The organism is Comamonas sp. DB36, assembly GCF_057914905.1.
Window position 1 is genome coordinate 2,326,492 of the sequence record NZ_CP196631.1, and the last position, 20,676, is coordinate 2,347,167.

The window sequence follows — 20,676 nt, forward strand, 5'->3', positions numbered from 1 at the left end:
CAGGCTCAGCCTTTTCTGGCATGCACGCCGCTCCTGGATGGACGCGCTGTACGAGCGCAGCTACACCATGCAGATGGGCGAAGTGCATCTGCCGGGTGTCGACCTGTACATGCTCAACGATGTCAAGGAAGTCAAGCGCGTGATGCAGGGCGAGGCGCAGTCGTTTCCCAAGAGCCATCTGCTGCATGAATCGCTGGCGCCCTTGCTGGGCGACAGCATTTTCACGACCAATGGCGCGCAGTGGCAGCGTCAGCGCAGCATGATGAACCCGGCGTTCGAGCAGGCGCGGCTGCAGGTGGCGTTTCCGCGCATGCTGGGCGCGGTCGATGCCATGCTCGCTCGCCTGGACGCGCTCAAGAGCGACCAGCCCTATGACATCGAGATCGAGATGACCCATGTCACGGCCGACATCATCTTTCGCACCATTTTCTCCGAGCCCATGCAGGGCCCGGATGCACACCGCGTGTTCGATGCCTTTGCCCGCTACCAGGCGATGGCGCCCAAGCTGATGCTGCCGGCGCTGTTCGGCATGCGCTGGCTCAAGACACCGTGGCTGCAGTGGCGCAGCAACCAGGCTGCCAGGGAAATCCGCACGCTGCTGCAGGCCATGATTCGGCCGCGTTATGAAGCGCATCAGCGCGGCGAGCCAGGTGTGCAGGAAGATATTCTGGCGGCGTTCCTGCGCGCCAGGGATGAGACCACGGGCGCGCCGTTCTCCTTCGAGGAACTGGTCAACCAGGTGGCGATGCTGTTCCTTGCTGGTCACGAGACTTCGGCCAGCGCGCTGACCTGGGCCAGCTACCTGCTGGCCAAGTCGCCCGAGATCCAGCAGCGCGCCCACGACCAGGTCTGCGCGGCGCTGGGCGAACACGCGCCGCAGCAGGCGGACATGAAAAGCCTGCCCCTGGTCTGGAATGTCTTCCGGGAAACGCTGCGCTTGTTTCCACCCGTGGGATTTTTCGCGCGCGAGAACACTTCGGCCTGTCCCATGCGCGGCAAGCAACTCAAAGCCGGCAGCACGGTGGTGGTTGCGCCCTGGCTGCTGCAGCGCCATCGCAAGTGGTGGGTGGATCCCGATGCCTTCGATCCCGACCGCTTCGACCGCGACGAGAGCAAGGAAGCGATCAAGAACGCCTACCTGCCTTTCAGCATGGGGCCGCGCGTGTGCCTGGGCGCGGCGTTCGCGCTGCAGGAGGCGGTGCTGATCCTGTCATGCCTGCTGCGGCGCTATCAGCTGCAGCCGGTCGAAGGCCATGAGCCGCAACCCGTGGGCCGCCTGACCATACGCTCCGCCAATGGCGTACAACTGCGCCTGGTCAAGCGCGCGCAAGCGGCGGGCGCATGAAAGAGCGCCTCGCAGGCTTTGTGCTGATGTGCGCGATGGTGCCCCTGGCATTGCTGGGCTGGCTGCTGCTGATCGTGGTCGGCTTTGTGGGAAAAACCGAGCGCGGCCGCGCCGGAGTGCGCGCGCTGGACCACTTCGTCAACGCCACGCTGTTCAACGGCCATGCCTGGGAAAGCGTGTCATCCCATGCGTGGCGCGAGCGCGACCGGCGCTGGGCGCGGGCGGTGATCTGGCTGACCGACCTTTTCCAGCCGGACCACTGCCAGCGCGCCAACAAGCGCGAGCAGCCCGTGGTCGATCTGGTGCTCAAGAAGGGACTGGGAGACCGTACCATCCACTAAGAGTGGCTCACACAACCCAGCAGACTGAAGATTGGCGCTGGCTGCGAGCCGTTCTAACCATCCATTCAGACCCGAAAATGCAAGCATTCACCTTAGGCAAAGCTATCCCCGTTCTTGCGTCGCTCGACATGGCGCGCACGTTGCAGTTCTACCGCGACATGCTGGGTTTCAGCACGCGGCATTTCGAAGCGCAGGGATATGGCGTCGCACAGCGCGGCGACACCGAACTGCACTTCTGGGCCTGCACCGAAAGGCATATCGCCGAAAACACATCCTGCTATATCCGGGTGGCGGACATAGAGGCCGTGCACCGCGAATTGAGCACCAGGCTGCCCGTGCTCGGGCCGGTGGTGCACACGGACTGGGGCATGGACGAGCTCTATGTGATCGATCCCGACGGCAATCTTCTCAAGTTCGGCCAGGACTCGGCGCGGTAGTCATTCCCAAGGGGGCGTCGCGAAGCGCTCCACCAGGAAGTCAAGCAGGGCGCGCACCGCGGGCGACAGATTCTTGCGCGAAGGGTAGAGCGCATAGATGCCCATGGTCGGCAGCGCCCATTGCGGCAGCACCGCTTCCAGCGCGCCGGCGCGCAGATGGGGATTGGCCAGATAGGTCGGCTGCATGGCGATGCCGCCGCCGGCCAGCGCGGCCTGCAGCAGGGCCGTGGCCTCGTTGCCGCTGAAGTGGCTGCCCACGCTCACTTGCTCGCGCGCGTCACCGCGCTGCAGTTTCCAGAGGCTTTTGCCAAAATTGGCATAGCTCAGGCAGCGATGGGCGCCTAGGTCGGCCGGCTGCTGCGGCGTTCCATGCGCGCGCAGGTATCCGGGCGAGGCGACCAGCACCGAAGCGCAGGGCGCGAGCACGCGTCCTATCAATGCGGGATCGGGCTCGGCGCTGATGCGTATGGCGAGGTCTATGCGCGCTTCGACCAGATTGAGCGCGCCTTCGCTGGCGTTCAGGTCGATCTTGAGCTCGGGGTACATGCGCAGGAAATCGACCACGGCCGCGGCCATCTGCGCATGGGCGAAGGACACGCTGCAGGTGATGCGCAGCTGGCCGCGCAGCGCGCCGTCGCGGCCGCTGGTTTCCTCTTCGACATCATCCATCAGCGACAGCATCTGCTGGCTGCGACGCAGGCAGCTTTCACCGGCATCGGTCAGGGTCACGCTGCGCGTGGTGCGCTGCAGAAGGCGGGCACCGAGCCATTGCTCCAGCGTGCCCACATAGCGCGTGACCATGGCGCGCGACATGTCGAGCTTGTCGGCCGTGGCGCTGAAGCTGCCGCTGCGCGCCACTTCGACAAACACCTGCATGGCTGTCAGTCTGTCCATGATTTGCTCAATTTATGAAACGGTCATGCGCGGATTATCGCGTTTATCTGCGCGGATATTGAAACTAAAGTCCATCCATCGCACCACTGACAGGAGTTTCCACATGATCCGCACTACGCTTCTGGCCGCATCGCTGGCCATTGCCTTCACCAGCGCCCAGGCTGGCCAGCCGCTGACCGTCAAGGTCTACAACGCCGACGGCAACAGCTTCAATGTCAACTCGACCCTGGTTTTCGGCGAGAAGGAGGCCATGGTGATAGACGCGGGCTTCACGCGCGCCGATGCGCTGCGCATCGCCGCCAATGTGCTCGACAGCGGCAAGCAACTGACCACCATTTACGTGAGCCAGGCCGATCCCGACTATTACTTCGGTGTCGAAACGCTCAAGCAGTTCTTTCCCCAGGCTGACGTGGTGACCACGCCTGCGGTGCTGGGCAAGCTCGCGCCCAAGATGGCCGGCAAGCTCGCGTTCTGGGGCCCCAAGATGGGCGCCAATGCGCCGCGTCAGCCCGTGCTGCCGCGCGCGCTCGAAGGCAACACATTGATGATCGAGGGCCAGACGATAGAGATCCGAGGCACCCAGGGCCTGCTGGCCCACCGCCCCTATGCCTGGATCCCATCGCTGCAGGCCATTGTTGGCAACCTGGCGGTGTTCGGCAACATGCATGTGTGGACCGCGGATACCCAAAGCCCGGCCGAGCGCGCCGCATGGGTGGCGCAACTGGACGAGATGGCCGCGCTCAAGCCCGCGCTGGTGGTTCCCGGCCATATGAGCGCCGCCACCCCGGTGGACGCAAGCAACATCACGTTCACCAAGGAATACTTGCAGACGTTCGAGAAACAGCTGGCAGCGACCAGCGACAGCGCGCAATTGATTGCCGCGATGAAGAACGCTTATCCCAAGCTGACGGGCGGTGCAATGTCGCTGGACATCGGTGCCAAGGTCAACAAGGGTGAAATGAAGTGGTGAACATTACCTATCTGCTGGACCCGCTTTGCGGCTGGTGCTATGGCGCTTCGCCCGTGCTGCAGCAGCTGGGCCAGCTTCCCGGCATGCAGCTGGAGCTGGCGCCCACGGGACTGTTTGCGGGCGCGGGCGGGCGCACCCTGGATGCGGAGTTTGCGCAATACGCCTGGGCCAACGACATGCGCATACAGAAGCTCACGGGCCAGCGCTTCAGCGAGAAATACCGCAGCGAGCTGCTGGGCAAGCTGGGCAGCCGCTTCGATTCGACAGCCACCACGCTGGCGCTGACGGCCGTGCTGCGCAACGCGCCGCAGCGCGAGCTGGAGGCCTTGAAAGTCTTGCAGGAGGCGCGCTATGTGCACGCATTGGACACGGGCGACATGGCCGTGGTGGCGCAACTGCTGCGTGAAATGCAGCTTGATGCCGCCGCCGATCTGCTGCTCGCCGATGACGCTCAGTTGCTGGCCGCCAATGCCGCACGGCTGGTCAAGGCCCAGGGCCTGAAGCAGGCGTTCGGCGCCCAGGGCGTGCCGGCGCTGATCGTCAAGGGCAGCCGGCTGCTGCGTGGCGATGCCTTGTACGGCAGCTTCGACAGCCTGCTGGCCGAGATTGCCGCGGCCTGAAAGGCATCAGAGATGCACCGTGAGCGCCACCAGGCGCAGCACGAAGGGCCGCACGATGACCACGCAGCAAAAGGCCACAGGCATGGCAAGCGCGTAGACCTTTAGAACGCTGGCCAGATAGCCGGGACCGACGCCCGCTTGCACGCCCACAATGACGGCGCACATCAGGAAAGCCATGATGGTCGCCATGTAGAAGGCAAACACGTAGGGCATGAAGCGCCGCGGAAGCTTGCGGCGAGGGGAAGCAGAGGGAGAAGGCGTCGACATCTGTTATGTTGTTGATAAAGTCAACGGATTATGCGGGATGAAGTTGACTAAATCAACTTCTTGTCCGGAAAATTGAGGTCGCGCGCGAAGAGATTCGTCAATGTGGCAGCCCGAGCACCATGGCCTGGGCCATCAGCGGCGAGCCTTCACGCAGCGGCTCCAGGGCGCCTATGGCGCGAAAGCCATGGCCTTGATACAGCCGCAGCGCCGGGCTGTCCGCTGCCGTAACGCCCAGATGAACCTGGCGGCAGCCTTTCATGCACGCCCAGTTCAGGGCCGCCTCTAGCAGCGCCCGGCCTGCCCCCCGCCCACGGGCTTCTGGCGCAACCCACATCTGATAGAGGTCGGCTCGCGACGGGTTGTCGGCCGACAGTTTGCACCAGATCAGACCGCAGACCTGCTCGCCATCGAAGGCAAACAAGGGGCAGTCCTTGCCACTCGTGGTGGCGGCCATGATCCGCTGCGCCCAGGCTGGGTCGCTGCGCATGGCTTCGGCTGCGAAACTGCTGCCGAACGCGTCGGGAGCCTCGTGCAGCGCGCGCAGCCGGAGATCGCGGTACATCGCCCATTCATGCGCTTGGATAGGACGTACCGCGAAGATGGGGTTTTGCATTCCAGAACTGACGGGTGCTTGCATGATGTGGGTCATCACGCAAGCTTGCCATAGCTCAGGGGTGAACGGCTTCGCCCAGATTGAGCATCAGGCGGTTGGCCCAGGCAAAGATCGCCGCGGCGTGCAGTGCGTCGAGGATCTCCATGTGGCTCAGACCGGCTTCGCGCAGCTGCTGCAGGCGTTGGCCGCTGAGCTGGTTCGGCGCTTCGGTCAGGTCGATCGCGAACTGGACCAGCGCTTTTTCGCGTGCATTGGTGCCTGCCGTGTGCGGGTTCTCGAACACCTGGGCGATCACGTCGTTGCGCTTGGCCAGTTGCTCGAAGCGCTGGGCATGCACGGAAGCGCAATAGACGCAGCCGTTGATGCACGACACCGCGGCGCTGACCAGCTCGCGCTCGGCGCGCGACAGACCGCCGGGAGCGTACATGATGGCGTTGAACACCACCGAGCGTTCCTGCAGGATCTGCGGCTGATGGATCAGCGCCAGGTAGTACTGGCTGGTCTTGGCCGAAGGGTGGCTGGCTTCGAGAATGGCGAGCTGCTCGGGCGTGGCCTGCTCGAGCTGGAGCACCGGCACCCAGGCTTTCCAGCCCAGCGTCTCGCTGGTGAAACCGTTGATGCGCAGCGCCTCGCCGGGCTTTGGCAGATGGTGGGGGTGCACGAAGGTTTCGCTGCTCGCCGCGGCGGCGGGCGCCGCGTGCAGGTCGTCGCCCAGCGCGGTGAGCGCCTGCAGGCCGGCGACCACACGCACCTGGTAGCTGAGGAAAGCGATCAACTGGGCCAGCGTGATGATTTCGGGCGGCTGCAGGCCAGCGGCGAGCAGGGCATCGATGCTGGAGCGATCGCCTTCCACGGGCTTGTGCGTCAGCAGCGTCGCGAACTTCTGCAGCGCGGCTTCGCGCGGTGCGTCGACGCCAGCGTCATGCAGCGCGGCCAGTTGCGCGCTGTAGTGCTGCAGCAGGCTCGCGCTGTCGCTGAGCCGGCTGATGGTCTGCGCCACGCGCAGCCGCTCGCCCAGCGTCAGGCCGGGCAGGGCGGGGTCGAACAGCTGGTTGTAGCTGCCCTGGGTCGCGTCCACGACCTTGGCGCGCTGGTGGCGTATGGCCTTGACTGCGGGAAACTGGTCCAGCTGGGTCAGGGAGTCGATCAGATCAAGGGTTTGGGTTTCGGTCATGACTTGGAAAGGGAGTTATGGCTGTAGTGCAGGCCGTTCATCCTTCGACGCGGCCGGCGAGGCGGGCTCAGGACGAACGGGACATCCGTTCGAAGCCATCGCGCGAACGGCGTTTGACCGTTCGTGGTGAGCTTGTCGAACCATGAACGTCCACGCGCATGTTTCAGGCCTGGGCCTTGGGACGGTTTGCCTGCGCGGCCGTGGCGCGCGCAAGAAAGGCCTGGACGGCGATCCACGACTGCTCGTTGGCCAGTGCGTTGACCGCCGGCGTTCCGCCCGAGGTGCTCAGGCGCCTGGACACCGGGTGGGCGTAGAACAGGTGGGTTGTCGGCACGTAGGGGAACAGGATCGCATGGCCGCCGCCTTCCCAGTCGTGGTGTTCCACGGGGTAGGGATGGTGATTTGCCGCGAGGTGGTCCTTGACCATCTTGCTGTAGAGCGACGACGGCCAGGAGCCGTCATCGGTCGCCGACAGCAGCATCACCGGACCATCGATGCGTTCCACGCGAATGCGGGCGCGCTCGACGGCGTCGGGGTCCTGCAGCGCGGTGAGCATGGCCGCGGTATGGCGGCGCGGCTCGGGGCCTTCGTCCCAGGGCGCCCACGAGGCCGTGCGGTTGTTGCTCCAGATGTCGGGAATCGGCTGGCCGCGGAAGATCCAGGCCGGCCCTTCGCGGCCCTTGGCCGGGTCGCAGGCGTTCTGCGCGCAGTGCACCAGCGCGCTGGGCACATAGCCGATCACCGCCTTGACCAGATGCGGGAACAGCGAGCCCAGCAGCAGCACCAGCTCGCCGCCGCGCGACTGTCCGCTGAGCGCGACAAAGCCGTCCTTGGGGTGCAGCTCGCGATGAATCCACTGCAGCGCGGTCTCGAAGTACTCGAGATGCGTGTCGGAGATGTAGTCGGAGCGGCCCGGCGACTTGAAATAGCCCACGGCCAGCGCCGCATAGCCGCGCGAGGCGTAGAGCGCGGCGCGCGGCTCGTTGATGCCGCCGCCCGAGCCGTTGAGCACCATCACCACGGGGTGGGGGCCGGGCGTCGCGGGCGTGAACAGCGTGGCCGACAGCCCCTCGTCGCGTATCTCGCGGCGCGTGACGCCTTCGGCGGCCAACTCCTGAACGAAATGGCCGGATAGCTCCGTACCGTCATCCAGCAGCGCGCGCACTTCGGTGGTCAGCGCGGCGCTGGGTTCGGCCGCAAACGGGTCGTGCGGCGCGTCGGCGATGGTCTGGGTTTGCGACCAGATCAGGCCCATGGCCGACACGCCGCTGTAGCTGCCGTCGACAGGCGCGTCGCGCCCCAGGTCGACGCTGCCGTCCGCGCCCGCGAGGAAGCTTGCTTCGGACGTCCATTCGACCTGTGGGCCACGCACGGTGCGCGTGCGCAGCGTGACGCGCCGGCCGGGCGCGAGCCCGCGCACGATGATGCGGCGCGGCACGTCGATCAACGCCGTTTGCGGCGAAATCTCGAGCTGAGCTTGCATGGCTGCCTTACTTGCCGGACACGGGAGTGACCTGCAGTGCCGTGGTCCGGTCGCTGAGAATGGGCACCACTTTGAGGCCCTTCTTGGCGGCCCAGATGTTCTTGTAGTGGAACAGCGGGATCTGCGCGACATCGTCGGTCACGAGCTTGGCCGCATGCCGGAAGATGGCTTCGCGGCGCTTGGCGTCGAACTCGATGGTGGCGGCGTCCAGTGCCTTGTCCACGTTCTCGTTGCTGTAGCGGCCCCAGTTGTTGGCGCCGCGGCCAGCCTTGGAGTCGTTGGTCGCCAGCGTCTGCAGCAGACCGTAGCCGGCTTCGCCCGTGCCGTTGCCCCAGGCAATCACGCTGACCGCGTATTCATTCTTGCCCGCGCGGCTGGAGTACACCGACCATGGCACGACTTCGAGCTTGGTCTTCACGCCGATGCGCGTCCAGAACTGGGCCACGGCCTGCATGGTCTCGGGCGCTTGCGGATAGCGGTCGCCGGGCACATGGATGGTGATCTGGAAGCCTTCGGGGAAGCCGGCGTCGGCCAGCAGCTTCTTGGCTTTCTCGGCGGAGTAGGGCGTTGCCGGGATGTCGGGGTTGTAGCCAAACGAGCCCTTGGGCATCCACTGATTGGCTTCGGTCGCCGTGCCCTGCAGGATGCGGTCGGTGATGGCCTTGCGGTTGATCGCGATGTTCAGCGCCTCGCGCACGCGCTGGTCGGTCAGCGGGTTCTCGGCCAGCGGCTTGCCGGCGTTGTCGGTGATGAACTCGTTGCTGCCCTTGCGCAGGCTGGGCTGTATCAGCAGCGCGCGCAGGCCGGGGTACTCGTACACGCTGACCGATGAGGTCTTCTTGAGCTTGGCGACATCGGTCACGGCCACCTTGTCGATCACGTCGACATCGCCCGACAGCAGCGCTGCGGTGCGCGCCGCGCCGTTGTTGATGAAGCGGTAGGTGACCTTGTCCCAGGGCTGGGCCGGGCCGTAGTAGCTGGCGCTGCGCTCCATCAGCGTGCGGTCGCCGGGGGTATAGGACGTGAACTTGTAGGGGCCGGTGCCGACCATGGCCTTGCCCGAGTTGTAGTCTTCACTCTTGGCCTGCGCGCCCACATGCTTGCTCACGATGTAGATCGAGGCGATCTCCAGCGGCAGCATGGGGTTGGGCGTGTTGGTCTTGATGATGACCGTGTGCGCGTCCTTGGCGGTCGTCGACTCGACGCTGCGCAGCGCGCCGCGGTAGGAAGCCACCGAGCCGGCGACATTGCGCGCGCGCTCGAACGAGAACACGATGTCGTCGGCGGTGAACGGCTTGCCGTCCTGCCACTTGATGTCCTTGCGCAGCTTGAATTCCCAGGTCTTGTCGTTGAGCGTCTTCCAGCTTTCGGCCAGGCCCGGCTCGAGCTTGCCGCCGTCGCGCGAATTGACCAGAGAGTCCCAGAAGTGCAGGGCCAGCGAGCGATCGCCCGCATGGTTGTTGAGCTGCGGGTCGGCCGATGAGATGGGGTCGGCAAAGCCTATGCGCAGGTCCTTGGCACTGGCGCCCGAAACTGCCAGCAGGGCGGCCATTGCAATGGCGGAAAGGTGAGCGGTGTGCATGGTGGTGCTTTCTCTCGGGAGGGTGAAGTGAATCGATGGTCTATAACAGCGTTCGCACTGAGTCCTGAGCCTGGCGAAGGATCCAAGTGCCTGTATTCGACAGGGCTTCGGCAGGCTCAGCCCGAACGGCTGTTGAGCGGAGTTCAGGCAGCATGGGCCATGTCATTGAGGTGGCAGGCGCTTTCGTGCTGAATCGCAATTCCCTTGAGCCGCGGCACTTCGACGCTGCAGCGCGGCATCGCCTGGGGGCAGCGCGGGTGAAAGTGGCAGCCGCTGGGCGGGGCCATGGGGCTGGGAATCTCGCCGCGAATGGTCTGAAAGCTGGTGCGGCGGTGGTCCAGGCGTGGAATTTCCGCCAGCAAGGCCTGGGTGTAGGGGTGTTGCGGATTGGCAAACAGCTCCTCGACCGGCGCGGTCTCGACAATGCGGCCCAGGTACATCACGGCGACGCGGTCGCACAGATGGCGGATCACGCCCAGGTCATGGCTGATGAACAGGTAGGCCAGGCCCAGCTCGTCGCGCAGGTCCATGAACAGGTTGAGAATCTGCGCCTGGATGGACACGTCGAGCGCGGCCACGGCTTCGTCGCAGACCAGCATCTTGGGCTGCACGGCCAGCGCGCGCGCAATGCCTATGCGCTGGCGCTGGCCGCCGCTGAACTGGTGCGGGTAGCGAAAGCGCAGGCGCGGGTCCAGGCCCGCTCGCTCGAGCTGCTGGCACACGTACTCGTCCTCGTGCTCGGCATCGACCAGGCCGTGCAGGCGCGCGGCCTCGCCGACGATGCGGTTGACGCGCAGTCGCGGGTTCAGGCTGGACTGCGGGTCCTGGAAGATCATCTGTATGCCCAGGCGGGCGCGCAGCGTTTCCTCGGCGTTCAGCTGCGTGCGGTCCTTGCCCATCACCTGCACCTGGCCGTCGGTGGGCGCAAGCAGGCCGGTGGCAATGCGGCCCAGCGTCGATTTGCCGCAGCCCGATTCGCCGACCAGACCGACGACTTCGCCGGCGCGCACCTGCAGGTCGACGCCGTCGAGCGCGTGCGTGACGACGGGCGCCTTCTGCAGCCCGGTGCGGCGCAGCCATTGGCCGAAACGGCCCGGCGGCGGCTGCAGGCCGAAACGCTTGGTGATGCCCTTGAGGTCAAGCAAAGGGGCGGCGGTGTCTTGAACATTGCCGGTCATGCGGCGCTCCGGGAAAAATCGGCCGCTGCGCCGGGAAAGAAGCAGCGCACGGTATGGGCTGTGGCGGTCGCGGCGCCGGTGGGCGCGGCAATGGTCTGCAGTTCGGGCGGCTGCTGGCAGCGCGGCTGGGCACGCGGGCAGCGCGGCGCAAAGGCGCAGCCGGGCGGAAGATCCAGCAGGTTGGGCGCCATGCCCGAGATCTGCTGCAGGCGGCTCTTGCGCTGGTTGGCGCTGGGCAGGCTGCCGATCAGGCCCTGGGTGTAGGGGTGCTGGGGATGGTCGAGCACGGCATCGACGCTGCCATGCTCGACGATGCGTCCCGCGTACATGACGGCAATGTCATCGGCCAGTCCCGCGACCACAGACAGGTCGTGGCTGATCCAGATCATGGAAGTGCCAGTCTCGCGCACCAGCTGCTGCATTTCCGACAGAATCTGTGCCTGGATGGTGACGTCGAGCGCGGTGGTCGGTTCGTCGGCAATGATCAGCTCGGGGTCGTTGAGCAGCGCGATGGCAATCGCCACGCGCTGGCGCATGCCGCCCGAGAGCTGGTGGGGAAAGGCCTTGAGGCGTTCCTCGGGGCTGGGAATGCCCATGCGCGCCAGCGTCTTGCGGCAGTGTTCGAGGGCTTGCGCCTTGCCCATTTTTCGGTGGGCGCGAATGGTCTCGAGCATCTGCACGTCGATGCGCAGCACCGGGTTGAGCGTGGCCATCGGATCCTGGAAGATCATGGCGATGCGGTTGCCGCGCAGGCTGCGCAGCGCGCGGCTGTCCAGGCGCGCCAGGTCCTGGCCCTGGAACAGCACCTGGCCGGCGGTGATGCGCCCGGGCGCGTCGAGCAGGCCCATGATGGAAAAGCCGGTGACCGACTTGCCCGAGCCCGACTCGCCGACCAGGCCCAGCACCTTGCCGCGCTGGAGGGCAAAGCCTACGCCGTTGACCACGGGCAGCAGGCCCGCGCGCGTGTCGAACTGGGTGTGCAGGTCCTTGACCTCGAGCACGGGAGCTGGCGCAGGCGGCAGCGAAGAGTTGACTGAATCGTGGGACATGGCGCTTTTTTTATTTCTGCAGGCGCGGGTTGAGCACATCGCGCAATTGGTCGCCAACCAGGTTGATCGCGACAATCGTCAGCAGCAGCGCGACACCCGGGAAGAAGCTGATCCAGTATTCGTTGGACAGCAGGTACTGGTAGCCGTTGGAGATCAGCAGGCCCAGCGACGGCTCGGTGATGGGCACACCCAGGCCGAGGAACGACAGCGTGGCTTCGAGCGTGATCGCGCGCGCCACCTGCAGTGCGGCAATCACCAGCAGCGGCGGCAGGCAGTTGGGCAGGATATGGCCCAGCAGGATGCGCCACTGCGGCAGGCCCTGGCCGCGTGCGGCATCCACATATTCGCGCCGGGTTTCCACCAGCGCCTGGCCGCGCGCGGTGCGCGCGTAGTAGGCCCATTCGACCAGCACCAGGGTCAGGATCACGTTGCCAATGCCCTTGCCCATGTAGGCCAGGATCATCAATGCCATCAGGATGGTGGGAAACGACAGCAGCAGGTCGACCACGCGCATGATCAGCGCGTCGACCTTGCCGCCGGCGTAGGCCGCGATCAGGCCGATGACCGTGCCGACCACGGCCGCGATCGCCGCCGAGCCCACGCCCACCAGCAGGCTGATGCGCAGGCCGTAGACGATGGCCGAGTACAGGTCGCGGCCCTGGCCGTCGGTGCCCAGCCAGTAGGTGAAGCCATGCTCGGCGCTGGCCGAGCCGGGCGTGAGCCGGGCGTCGAGCACGTCGAGCTGCATCAGGTCATACGGGTTCTGCGGCGTGATGAAAGGCGCGAACAGCGCCATCAGCACCACGATCAGCAGGATGACAAGGCCGATGATCGCGGGCTTGGAGCGCAGGAAGTCGTGGGCGATCTGCGCCCAGATCGACTGCACGCGGCCGGCGTCGGTCGCCGCGGGCGCGGCAGCGGAAGAATTGACGGGAGCTTGGCTCATTGGGCGGCCTCCAGGCGAACGCGCGGGTCAAGCAGCTTGTAGAGCAGGTCGACGATCAGGTTGAGAGTCACGAAAATCACCACCACGACCATCAGATAGGCGACGACCACGGGGCGGTCCAGCGAGTTGATGCTGTCCAGGATCAGCTTGCCCGCACCCGGCCAGGCGAAGATCGATTCGGTGACGACGGCATAGGCGATGGTCGAGCCCAGTTCGAGGCCCAGCACCGTGACCAGCGGAATCATGGTGTTGCGCAGAACATGCATGACCATCACGCGGGTTTCCGACAAGCCCTTGGCGCGCGCGAACTTGACGAAGTCCTGCGGCATCACTTCGCGCACGCCGGCGCGCGTGAGGCGCAGCACCAGCGAGATCTTGAACAGCGCGAGGTTGAACGCCGGCAATATCAGGTGGTGCAGGCCGTCGAGCGTGAGAAACGACCATTCGATGCCGAACAGGCTGCGCGTGTCGCCGCGGCCGCTGGAAGGCATCCAGCCCAGCTGTACGCTGAACACCATGATCAGCATCAGCGCGACCCAGAATGCGGGCAGCGAGAAGCCCAGGATGGAGCCGCTCATCAGCAGCTTGGAAACGGGGCTCGCGGGCTTCATGCCGGCATACAGGCCCAGCGGCACGCCCAGGACGATGGCCATGACCAGCGCCACGACGGCCAACTCCAGCGTCGCGGGCAGGCGGTCGAGAATCAGGCCTATCGCCGGTTCGTTGTAGACAAAGCTGGTTCCCAGGTCGCCTTGCAGCGCATTCTGCAGAAAGCTGAAGTACTGCTGCAGCAGCGGCTTGTCGAGGCCCAGGTGGGCAATGGCTTCGAGGCGTTCCTGCTGATTCAGGTCTTCGCCGATCAGGATGTCGATGGGGTTGCCGATCGCGTGCAGGCCCACGAAGACGATCACCGTCATCGCCAGCACCACGAGCATGGCCTGGCCAATGCGGCGCAGCAGCCAGCCTATCATGCTGTCACCTCGTCATAGGGAGGCAGCGGCGAATCGGTCCATTCGTCGCCGTAGAGTTCGGGCTCGCTGTAGCGTTCCATGGCCGCATAGTGCAGCGCGATGTCCTCGGCGTAAAGCGCGCCGGCCAGGCCTTGCGACAGGCGGCGCGCGCCGTCGCTGATCTGTGGAATGTCGCCCGAGATTGTTCCCAGCGACAGCGCCGCGGGATAGCTGAAGCAGTGAATGCGGTCCAGCCCCGGGCAGGTTCCCGGCGTCTTTTCCTGGAACTCGAACAGATCGCCCAGATCGGGCGACAGGTTCAGCTCGGCATCTTCCTGGCCGGACTGGGGCGTGAAACGGTCCTGCCACAGGCGCACATAGGGCGCAAACGGCGCGAACTCGGGGCGCAGCTGCCAGTCGGGGCGAAAGCCGGTGCAGAAGATCACGCTGTCGGCGGCAATCGGGCCCTGTGTGGTGTCTATGCGCAGCTTGCCATCGGCGCGCACCTGCGCGCCTTCTATGCCTGCGCCCAGGTGAAAGAACGCATTGTCGTGCTGCGAAACGCGCAGCGTGCTGCCGTGCGGCGGCGGCACCTGCTGGCGGTTGATGTAGTTGCGCACCTTCCACTTCCACTCATCGCTCAAACGCGCAAAACCATGGGCGGCGCCGGGATTGCCCGCGCCCTTGCCCTTGTTGACCGTGGGCAGCTCCTTGCGCCGTATCAGCAGGTGCACGGCAGCCGCGCCGTTTTCCAGCGCCGTCGCGGCGCTGTCCATGGCCGAGGCGCCGCCGCCCACGACCACGACGGTCTGGCCCGCGAACGCAGCGTCATGCCAGGGATCGGACGAATGCGCCCAGCGGTCGCGCGGCAGCGTGTGCGCGACATCGGGCACCCAGGGCCCGCCCAGGCCGTCGCGGCCCGTGGCCAGCACGACATGGCGCGCGAGCACGCGGTAGGCGCGATCGCCTTCGCTGGTGTCGATCAGGTCGAGCTGCGCGAGCTGGTCGGCGCGCGGGCGCACGGCGACCACGCGCTGCTGGTTGTGCAGCACCACGCCCGCGGTTTCGCGGTACCAGCGCAGGTAGTCCATCCACTGCAGGCGCGGAATCTTGTCGAGCGCGGTCCAGGCGGCCTCGCCCCATTGGGCTTCGAACCAGGCACGGAACGTCAGCGATGAGAAACCCAGGGCCGGGCCGGTGAGTTCCTTGGGAGAGCGCAGCGTCTCCATGCGCGCCGTCGTGGCCCAGGGGCCTTCATAGCCGGGCGGGCTCTGGTCGAAGATCTGCGCGCGCAGGCCCAGATGCGTGAGCGCCGTGGTCAGTGCCAGGCCGCCCATGCCGCCGCCAACCACCGCGACGTCCAGCACGGGCTGGCCTTCGTGGGTGATGGCGGGCGTCCAGGTCTTGCCAGGCAAGGCCAGCAGCTGCAGGTCGCGCTGGTAGCGCGCCTGCAATGCTGCAAGAGAGGTAGGAAGAGGAGTGGGCAAACTGTTCATGGAGTGGGCGGCGTTTTGCGGCCAGCAGAGCAAAGCGGGCTGGTGTAAGGCTGTGAATTGGTGGGAGCGCAGACGCCGGACATGGCCTGGGCGTCGTGCAACTGGCATTGATCGAGCGAAGCGGCGGTCTCGCGCAGCGCTTCGAGCAGCAGCAGCGCGGGGGCGGAAAGGTTTTTTCCCTGGGCGCTGATCGCGCCAAAGTGAAAAGGAATTCGCACGTCGAGATCGCGGTAGGCCAGGCCGTGGAGCGGAGCGCCGAGCAGCGTCATTGGATCCAGAATGGCCACACCCAGCCCGGCGCGTACCAGGGCCTGGGCGTTCATGGACGAATTGGTTTCTATATCGGCCTGCAGGCCCGGGGCGCCGGCCTGGTGCAGCGCGGCGTCTATGTGCTGCTTGAGCCGGTGCGGGTTGTGCATGCCTATCACGCGCTGTTGCGCCAGCGCCGCGATGGGAATGATGTCGAGCGCTGCCAGGGGATGGCCGGCCGGCACGACGGCCTTGCACGCCACTTCGGCGACCCAGTGCACGCAAATCTGCTGGTGGTCCAGCGGCAGGCTGCAGACGCCGATGTCCGCCATGCCGTGCAGCACGTCGCTGACCACGCTCTCGGGGCGCACCGACAGCAGTTCGATCTTGCTCACGGCCAGCGCAGGCTGGCAGTGCGCGAGCGCGGGCGCGACGATGCCCAGCGACAGAGCGGGCGTGGCGGAAATCAGCAGCGGCGGCTGCACGATTTCCGCCGGGCGGCGCGCATGCTGCTGGATGCGGCGCACGCCGTTGACGATGCGTTCGGCTTCCTCGTAGAGCACATAGCCCAGCGCCGTGGGTGTGACCTTGGGCCCGTTGCGGTGCAGCAGCGCCTCGCCCAAGTCTGTTTCCAGCTCCTGGATCTGTCGGGAAATGGCGGGCTGCGAGCGTTCCAGCAGCTTGGCTGCACCGGTGATGCTGCCAATCGTCATGACCGCGACAAAAGCTTCGAGCTGGCGTATGTCCATGTGCGTTCGATTATGCAAAACGCGAATGATGACGCATTTGGCATGCGTTTGTGAAATACTAAATCGATATTTGCTTATGAGAGCCGTGGTTTTGCACATTGCTGTGCCGGTCGACGCGCGCCCCCGCAGGCGAATGACCGTTCACACCGCACTCGTTGATGGGAGAGCGGCCATGCGCTGCAGCCAGTCCGAAAACGACTGCAGAACGGCTGAAGGGGGCAGGGCAGGCGTGATCAGGTAATAGCTGCGCTCGCGCCGCAGCGACAGCGCGCAGGCCACGACCAGGTCGCCGCGCGCCAGCTCTGCCTCGACCAGCATGGGCGGAATCAGCGCCACGCCCATGCCGTGCGTGGCAGCCATGGCCAGCATCGAAAAGAGCTCATAGCGCGGGCCGTCGAGCGCGCGCGCGGGCGCCAGCCCTGCAGCCTGGAACCATTGCTGCCAGCCATAGGGGCGGGTGCTCTGCTGCAGCAGCGGCAGTTGGGCAATTGCTTCGGGCGACACCGTCTGCCAGGCGCGGCCCAGCCCGCGCTGCGCCGCCTGGGCCAGCAGGCCGGGACTGCACATGGGCACCACCTGCTCGTCCATCAGCCACTGCGCCTGTATGCCCGGCCATTGCGTCACCTGTTCGGGCGTGCCGGCGTAGAGCGCCGCGTCGAAGCCGGTGTCGGCAAACAGAAAAGGGCGGGTCTGGGTGTCGATGTGCACGGTGATGCCCGGGTGCTCCTTGGCGAGCAGGGGCAGGCGGGGCATGAGCCAGCGCGTGGCGAAGGTCGGCACCGCAGCCAGACTCAGCGTTCCGCCTTCCCCTTGGCGCGCCATGATGTCCAGCGTGTCGCGCTCCAGGCCTTGCAGCCAGCTGCGCACCTTGCGCGCATAGGTCGTTCCGGCAGGGGTGAGTTCCATACCGTGGCGCGTGCGCCGGAAGAGGGCTACGCCAACGAATTCCTCGAGCGCAATGATCTGCCGCGACACTGCGCTCTGGGTCAGTGCGAGCTCCTGCGCAGCGCGTGTATAGCTTTGGTGCCGGGCGCAGGCTTCGAAGCAGGCCAGGGCTTGGGTGGAAGGAATGGCGCGGCGCATGGTGAACAGGGTTGGAGCGGTTCGCGGGATTAGGCCATAAAAGCCGATGGACACGGCACGCACGGGATGCGCATCGGTGCAGGCGGAGCTGGCAAAGAAACTTCCAACGGCAGATTGCGCCATCTGCGTAGTTCAAATCATTTCTCGAATCCAGCTTACATGCAATTAAAAACCAATCATCAATTTCTACTGCGCTGCATTGCAGCGAGTAATCAAGCAGGGGGGCAGCCTGCCGGCTCAGCAGCGCGCATAGGCTTTACAAGCGCTAGAACGATCTTGCGCGCTGCGACAGCGCGGCCCGGGCTTCATCGCTGACCAGATCGCGCAGATGCAGCAGGCCATTGACGTTCTTGAGCCCGGCGCGCTCAACGACATCGGCCAGAGACATGCCGGCATTGAGCCAGCGAACGATGGCCGTGTTGCGCACGATCTGCGGCCCCAGCCGGGCGGGCGTGGGCAGGCCCGCCGATTGTGCGGCTTCGGACAGCGTCTTGGTGACCAGGTGCAGCAGCGTATGGTTCGACAGCGTGCGCGATTTGCGCGAACAAAAAAGCGAAACTTCGCCTTGCATCGCGGGGTATTGCGCGCGCGCGCGCAGCCAGTGGGCCAGGCCGCGCGCCAGCGCCGTGCTGATCGACAGCTTGCGCTGCTGGTTGTCGCGCAACCCTTCTATATGCACGCCTATGATCTGCGTCTCGCCGCTGTCTCCTTGGGGCGTGCTGTAGAGCAGGTTGTCCATGCGCAACATGCGCAGTTCCTCGGGCGCCAGGCCCAGCTCGAACAGCAGCATCAGCACCGCGCGGTCGCGCGCGCCCACCAGATCGGCACCTGGAGGAATGTGGGCAATGCCGGCTTGCCACATCGCATCCGAGAGGATAGCGCCCTTGGGATCCTCGCTGGGCGGGCGCTCGGCGGCGGCGACCGCATGCACGGGATTGATCTCTATCCAGCCCATCAGCAATGCGTGGTCGTAGATGCGGTCGAGCACGCGCCAGTAGCGCCGCCGCGTGATGTCGCTGACCTTGCGGCCCTTAGCGGTCTGCGGGATATGGTTGATGAAGTGCAGCACCTGCACGGCGCTGGCCTCGTTCCAGGCCAGCGCCGCCACCTTCTGTCCCTGGGCATCGAGATGGGCCAGCAGAAATTTGCTCCAGGCTCCCCAGATGAAGCGGTAGGGCTTGGCGGCCTGGGCGGTCAACGGCGACCAGGGATCGCTGGCGCGCGCCTGCAGCCAGTGGTCGAACAGGCCTTCGGCGCTGGGCCGGGCAGTGGGACTGGAATCGGGAAGGGCAGAGGTGGACATGGCGGACCTGGTCGCGGCGACAGGAGACTGAACAGACGCGGCTATTGTCGCAGTGGAATCAGCGCCCAGCGCGGCGCATCAGGCGGTGGGTGCGGGCTGCGCGCAATCGGTAGCGTCCAGGCGCACGAGTTCCTTGCCCGTCTCCGGGGTTGGCGCGCTGCGGAAACGCCGATACTGGTTCTTGCCGCATTGCTTGGCGTCGTACATGGCCTGGTCCGCCTGCTCGAGCAGTTCCTCGGGCAGTTGCGCGTCCAGCGGAAAGACGCTCATGCCAATGCTTGCGGTGACACGCACCGTGCCGCGCGGCAGGGCCACGGGACGCGCAATGGCTTCGAGCAGCCGCGCAATGGTCGCCTCGGCCTGGTGCATTTCGTTCCAGTCGCCCAGCAGCAACACCATTTCATCGCCGCCTATGCGTGCGGCCGTGTCGTCGCCGCGCAGTTCAGCACGGATGCGCCGGCCCTGTTCGCACAGCAGCAGGTCGCCGTCCGCGTGGCCCATCAGGTCGTTGACCTGCTTGAATCCGTCGAGGTCGAGGTACAGCACGGCAAGTAGCGTTTTCTGGCGGGTGGCCGCATGGATGGCCTGGGCCAGGCGGTCGTTGAGCAGGCGGCGGTTGGGCAGGCCGGTCAGGCTGTCGTAGAGCGCGATCTGCTCGAGCTCACGCTCGTGCGATTTCTCCTGCGTCACATCGCTGATGACGACGATGTAGTGCTGTATGCGCTTGCGCTCGTCCAGCACCGCAGAAATCGAGATGCGGTGCACGGCGTTGATGCCGCCCGCATCCATGGCTTCGATCTCGCCTTGCCAATGCGTGGTCGCGGCGACGATCTGCTGCACCGAATCGAATGTCTGACCCAGCACCAGGGGTCCGTAGAGGTCCTCGAGCGTGCGGCCCACACAGTGGCTCTTGGAGAAGCCGCTCATGCGCTGGTAGGCATGGTTGATGTCGGTCACGCGAAAATGCGCGTCCAGCACCATGAAACCTTCATAGCCGTGCTCGAACACGCTGGCCGCAACGCGCAGGCGGGACTCGATTCTCTTGCGCTCGCTCAGCAGTGACTGCAGACGCTGCTCGTTCGACTCCACGCGCCGCCACAGCGCGCGATAGCGCAGCAAGCCCATCAGCAGCCCGATCAGGCCGATCACCGCGAGCGCGGCGAAGGCCACGGTCATCGCCAGGAAGCGCGCGCCCCCGGCGCCCGGGCCTTCGACCATGTCAGGCGTGCCGACGAAGCGCGCAGCCGCCATGGCGGTGTAATGCATGCCCGAAATTGCGCCCCCCATGACCAGCGCCGACACTGCCTTAATGGTTTCGGATGACCAGTTCAGTGCCGGGCTAAGACGGTCGCGCAGCGCAAAGCGTATCCACAGCGCAAGCGTGGCCAGCACCACCGCGACCCCCAGCGACGCCGCGAACCAGAACGGGTCATAACGCAGCAGCGGCGCCATGCGCATGGATGCCATGCCGCTGTAATGCATTGCCCCTATGCCCACGCCCACGCAGAAACCACCTAGCAGCAGCGAGGACAGCGCTGGGCGCGGCCGCGAGAGGATGCGCAGCGCGATCCACGATGCCAGCAGGCTGGGAACCATGGAGATCAGCGAAAGATTCAGGTCGTAATTGATAGTCAGGCACAGATCGAAGGCCAGCATGCCGACGAAATGCATGGCCCAGATGCCGCTGCCCAGCACCAGGCTGCCCGCGAGCAGGGCCGCCTGTTGCGTCGCGCCTTTGGTGGCCTGTGCTATACCCGCCAGGCGCAGACATACTGCGGCGCTGATGATGGCGATCAGCACGGACAGCACGACCAGCCCGGCGTTGCTACGACCTTGGAGCAACTGTGCCGGACTTGCGTCGCTGAGGAAAAAACCGTCCAGCATGATGAAGGCCCTCAGATTGCAGCGCGAATGCGATCCGAATGACACGGCTCCCGGAATAGCTGG

Annotated in this window: 20 protein-coding genes; 5 read left to right on the top strand and 15 right to left on the bottom strand. The window is 65.7% G+C overall.

Annotation, left to right across the window (positions count from 1 at the left end; all coding sequences use genetic code 11):
* Nucleotides 1-37 precede the first annotated feature (37 nt).
* The 3 genes from ACSVDO_RS10710 to ACSVDO_RS10720 all read left to right on the top strand — a co-directional run bounded on the left by ACSVDO_RS10710 (nucleotide 38) and on the right by ACSVDO_RS10720 (nucleotide 2,123).
* Entirely contained in the window at nucleotides 38-1,345 is a 1,308-nt protein-coding gene (locus ACSVDO_RS10710) for a cytochrome P450 (RefSeq protein ID WP_489592020.1), read from the top strand.
* Nucleotides 1,342-1,686, top strand: coding sequence for a hypothetical protein (locus tag ACSVDO_RS10715; RefSeq protein WP_489592021.1), 345 nt, complete (start codon nucleotides 1,342-1,344; stop codon nucleotides 1,684-1,686). Before ACSVDO_RS10710 ends, ACSVDO_RS10715 begins: the two co-directional genes overlap by 4 nt.
* A gap of 77 nt (nucleotides 1,687-1,763) precedes the next feature.
* Nucleotides 1,764-2,123 (top strand): bleomycin resistance protein, encoded by a 360-nt coding sequence (locus ACSVDO_RS10720; RefSeq protein ID WP_489592022.1) that lies wholly within the window; start codon nucleotides 1,764-1,766, stop codon nucleotides 2,121-2,123.
* Here the strand turns inward: ACSVDO_RS10720 and ACSVDO_RS10725 are convergent, their stop codons facing one another.
* The gene (locus ACSVDO_RS10725) at nucleotides 2,124-3,017 is read right to left on the bottom strand and encodes a LysR family transcriptional regulator (protein WP_489592024.1); all 894 of its coding nucleotides are present in this window, start codon (nucleotides 3,015-3,017) and stop codon (nucleotides 2,124-2,126) included. It lies immediately after the preceding gene.
* Between the two features lie 103 nt (nucleotides 3,018-3,120).
* On the opposite strand from ACSVDO_RS10725, the gene ACSVDO_RS10730 reads away from it, so the two are divergent.
* A complete protein-coding gene (locus ACSVDO_RS10730; protein ID WP_489592026.1) occupies nucleotides 3,121-3,987 on the top strand; it encodes an MBL fold metallo-hydrolase in 867 nt (288 codons plus the stop codon).
* On the top strand, nucleotides 3,984-4,607 hold the full coding sequence (locus ACSVDO_RS10735) for a DsbA family protein (protein ID WP_489592028.1): 624 nt from the start codon (nucleotides 3,984-3,986) through the stop codon (nucleotides 4,605-4,607). Before ACSVDO_RS10730 ends, ACSVDO_RS10735 begins: the two co-directional genes overlap by 4 nt.
* Nucleotides 4,608-4,613: 6 nt before the next feature.
* Here the strand turns inward: ACSVDO_RS10735 and ACSVDO_RS10740 are convergent, their stop codons facing one another.
* The 14 genes from ACSVDO_RS10740 to ACSVDO_RS10805 form a co-directional block, all read right to left on the bottom strand.
* A complete protein-coding gene (locus tag ACSVDO_RS10740) occupies nucleotides 4,614-4,874 on the bottom strand; it encodes a DUF2798 domain-containing protein (protein ID WP_332536307.1) in 261 nt (86 codons plus the stop codon).
* 97 nt (nucleotides 4,875-4,971) lie between these two features.
* The gene (locus ACSVDO_RS10745; protein ID WP_489592030.1) at nucleotides 4,972-5,523 is read right to left on the bottom strand and encodes a GNAT family N-acetyltransferase; all 552 of its coding nucleotides are present in this window, start codon (nucleotides 5,521-5,523) and stop codon (nucleotides 4,972-4,974) included.
* A 19-nt stretch (nucleotides 5,524-5,542) separates the two neighbouring features.
* Nucleotides 5,543-6,661, bottom strand: a complete 1,119-nt coding sequence (locus tag ACSVDO_RS10750; RefSeq protein WP_489592032.1) for a CMD domain-containing protein — start codon at nucleotides 6,659-6,661, stop codon at nucleotides 5,543-5,545.
* Nucleotides 6,662-6,824: 163 nt separating this feature from the next.
* Nucleotides 6,825-8,144, bottom strand: a complete 1,320-nt coding sequence (locus tag ACSVDO_RS10755; RefSeq protein WP_489592034.1) for an acyl-CoA thioester hydrolase/BAAT C-terminal domain-containing protein — start codon at nucleotides 8,142-8,144, stop codon at nucleotides 6,825-6,827.
* Between the two features lie 7 nt (nucleotides 8,145-8,151).
* The gene (locus ACSVDO_RS10760) at nucleotides 8,152-9,726 is read right to left on the bottom strand and encodes an ABC transporter substrate-binding protein (protein ID WP_489592035.1); all 1,575 of its coding nucleotides are present in this window, start codon (nucleotides 9,724-9,726) and stop codon (nucleotides 8,152-8,154) included.
* Between the two features lie 143 nt (nucleotides 9,727-9,869).
* Complete coding sequence (locus tag ACSVDO_RS10765) at nucleotides 9,870-10,904, bottom strand: ABC transporter ATP-binding protein (RefSeq protein ID WP_489592037.1); 1,035 nt, start codon at nucleotides 10,902-10,904, stop codon at nucleotides 9,870-9,872.
* Nucleotides 10,901-11,953, bottom strand: coding sequence for an ABC transporter ATP-binding protein (locus ACSVDO_RS10770; protein WP_489592039.1), 1,053 nt, complete (start codon nucleotides 11,951-11,953; stop codon nucleotides 10,901-10,903). The genes ACSVDO_RS10765 and ACSVDO_RS10770 overlap by 4 nt, the downstream gene beginning before the upstream one ends.
* 10 nt (nucleotides 11,954-11,963) lie before the next feature.
* A complete protein-coding gene (locus ACSVDO_RS10775; RefSeq protein ID WP_332536295.1) occupies nucleotides 11,964-12,899 on the bottom strand; it encodes an ABC transporter permease in 936 nt (311 codons plus the stop codon).
* Nucleotides 12,896-13,870 (bottom strand): ABC transporter permease, encoded by a 975-nt coding sequence (locus ACSVDO_RS10780; protein WP_489592042.1) that lies wholly within the window; start codon nucleotides 13,868-13,870, stop codon nucleotides 12,896-12,898. Before ACSVDO_RS10780 ends, ACSVDO_RS10775 begins: the two co-directional genes overlap by 4 nt.
* A complete protein-coding gene (locus ACSVDO_RS10785) occupies nucleotides 13,867-15,345 on the bottom strand; it encodes an FAD-dependent oxidoreductase (protein WP_489592044.1) in 1,479 nt (492 codons plus the stop codon). The genes ACSVDO_RS10780 and ACSVDO_RS10785 overlap by 4 nt, the downstream gene beginning before the upstream one ends.
* Nucleotides 15,342-16,343 carry a LysR family transcriptional regulator gene (locus ACSVDO_RS10790; RefSeq protein ID WP_332536291.1) on the bottom strand — a complete coding sequence of 334 codons (1,002 nt, stop codon included), beginning with the start codon at nucleotides 16,341-16,343 and terminating at the stop codon, nucleotides 15,342-15,344. Before ACSVDO_RS10790 ends, ACSVDO_RS10785 begins: the two co-directional genes overlap by 4 nt.
* A gap of 141 nt (nucleotides 16,344-16,484) precedes the next feature.
* Nucleotides 16,485-17,426, bottom strand: coding sequence for a LysR family transcriptional regulator (locus ACSVDO_RS10795; RefSeq protein WP_332536289.1), 942 nt, complete (start codon nucleotides 17,424-17,426; stop codon nucleotides 16,485-16,487).
* A 265-nt stretch (nucleotides 17,427-17,691) separates the two neighbouring features.
* Entirely contained in the window at nucleotides 17,692-18,729 is a 1,038-nt protein-coding gene (locus ACSVDO_RS10800) for a tyrosine-type recombinase/integrase (RefSeq protein ID WP_489592047.1), read from the bottom strand.
* A 78-nt stretch (nucleotides 18,730-18,807) separates the two neighbouring features.
* A complete protein-coding gene (locus tag ACSVDO_RS10805) occupies nucleotides 18,808-20,613 on the bottom strand; it encodes a diguanylate cyclase domain-containing protein (protein ID WP_489592049.1) in 1,806 nt (601 codons plus the stop codon).
* Between the last annotated feature and the right edge of the window lie 63 nt (nucleotides 20,614-20,676).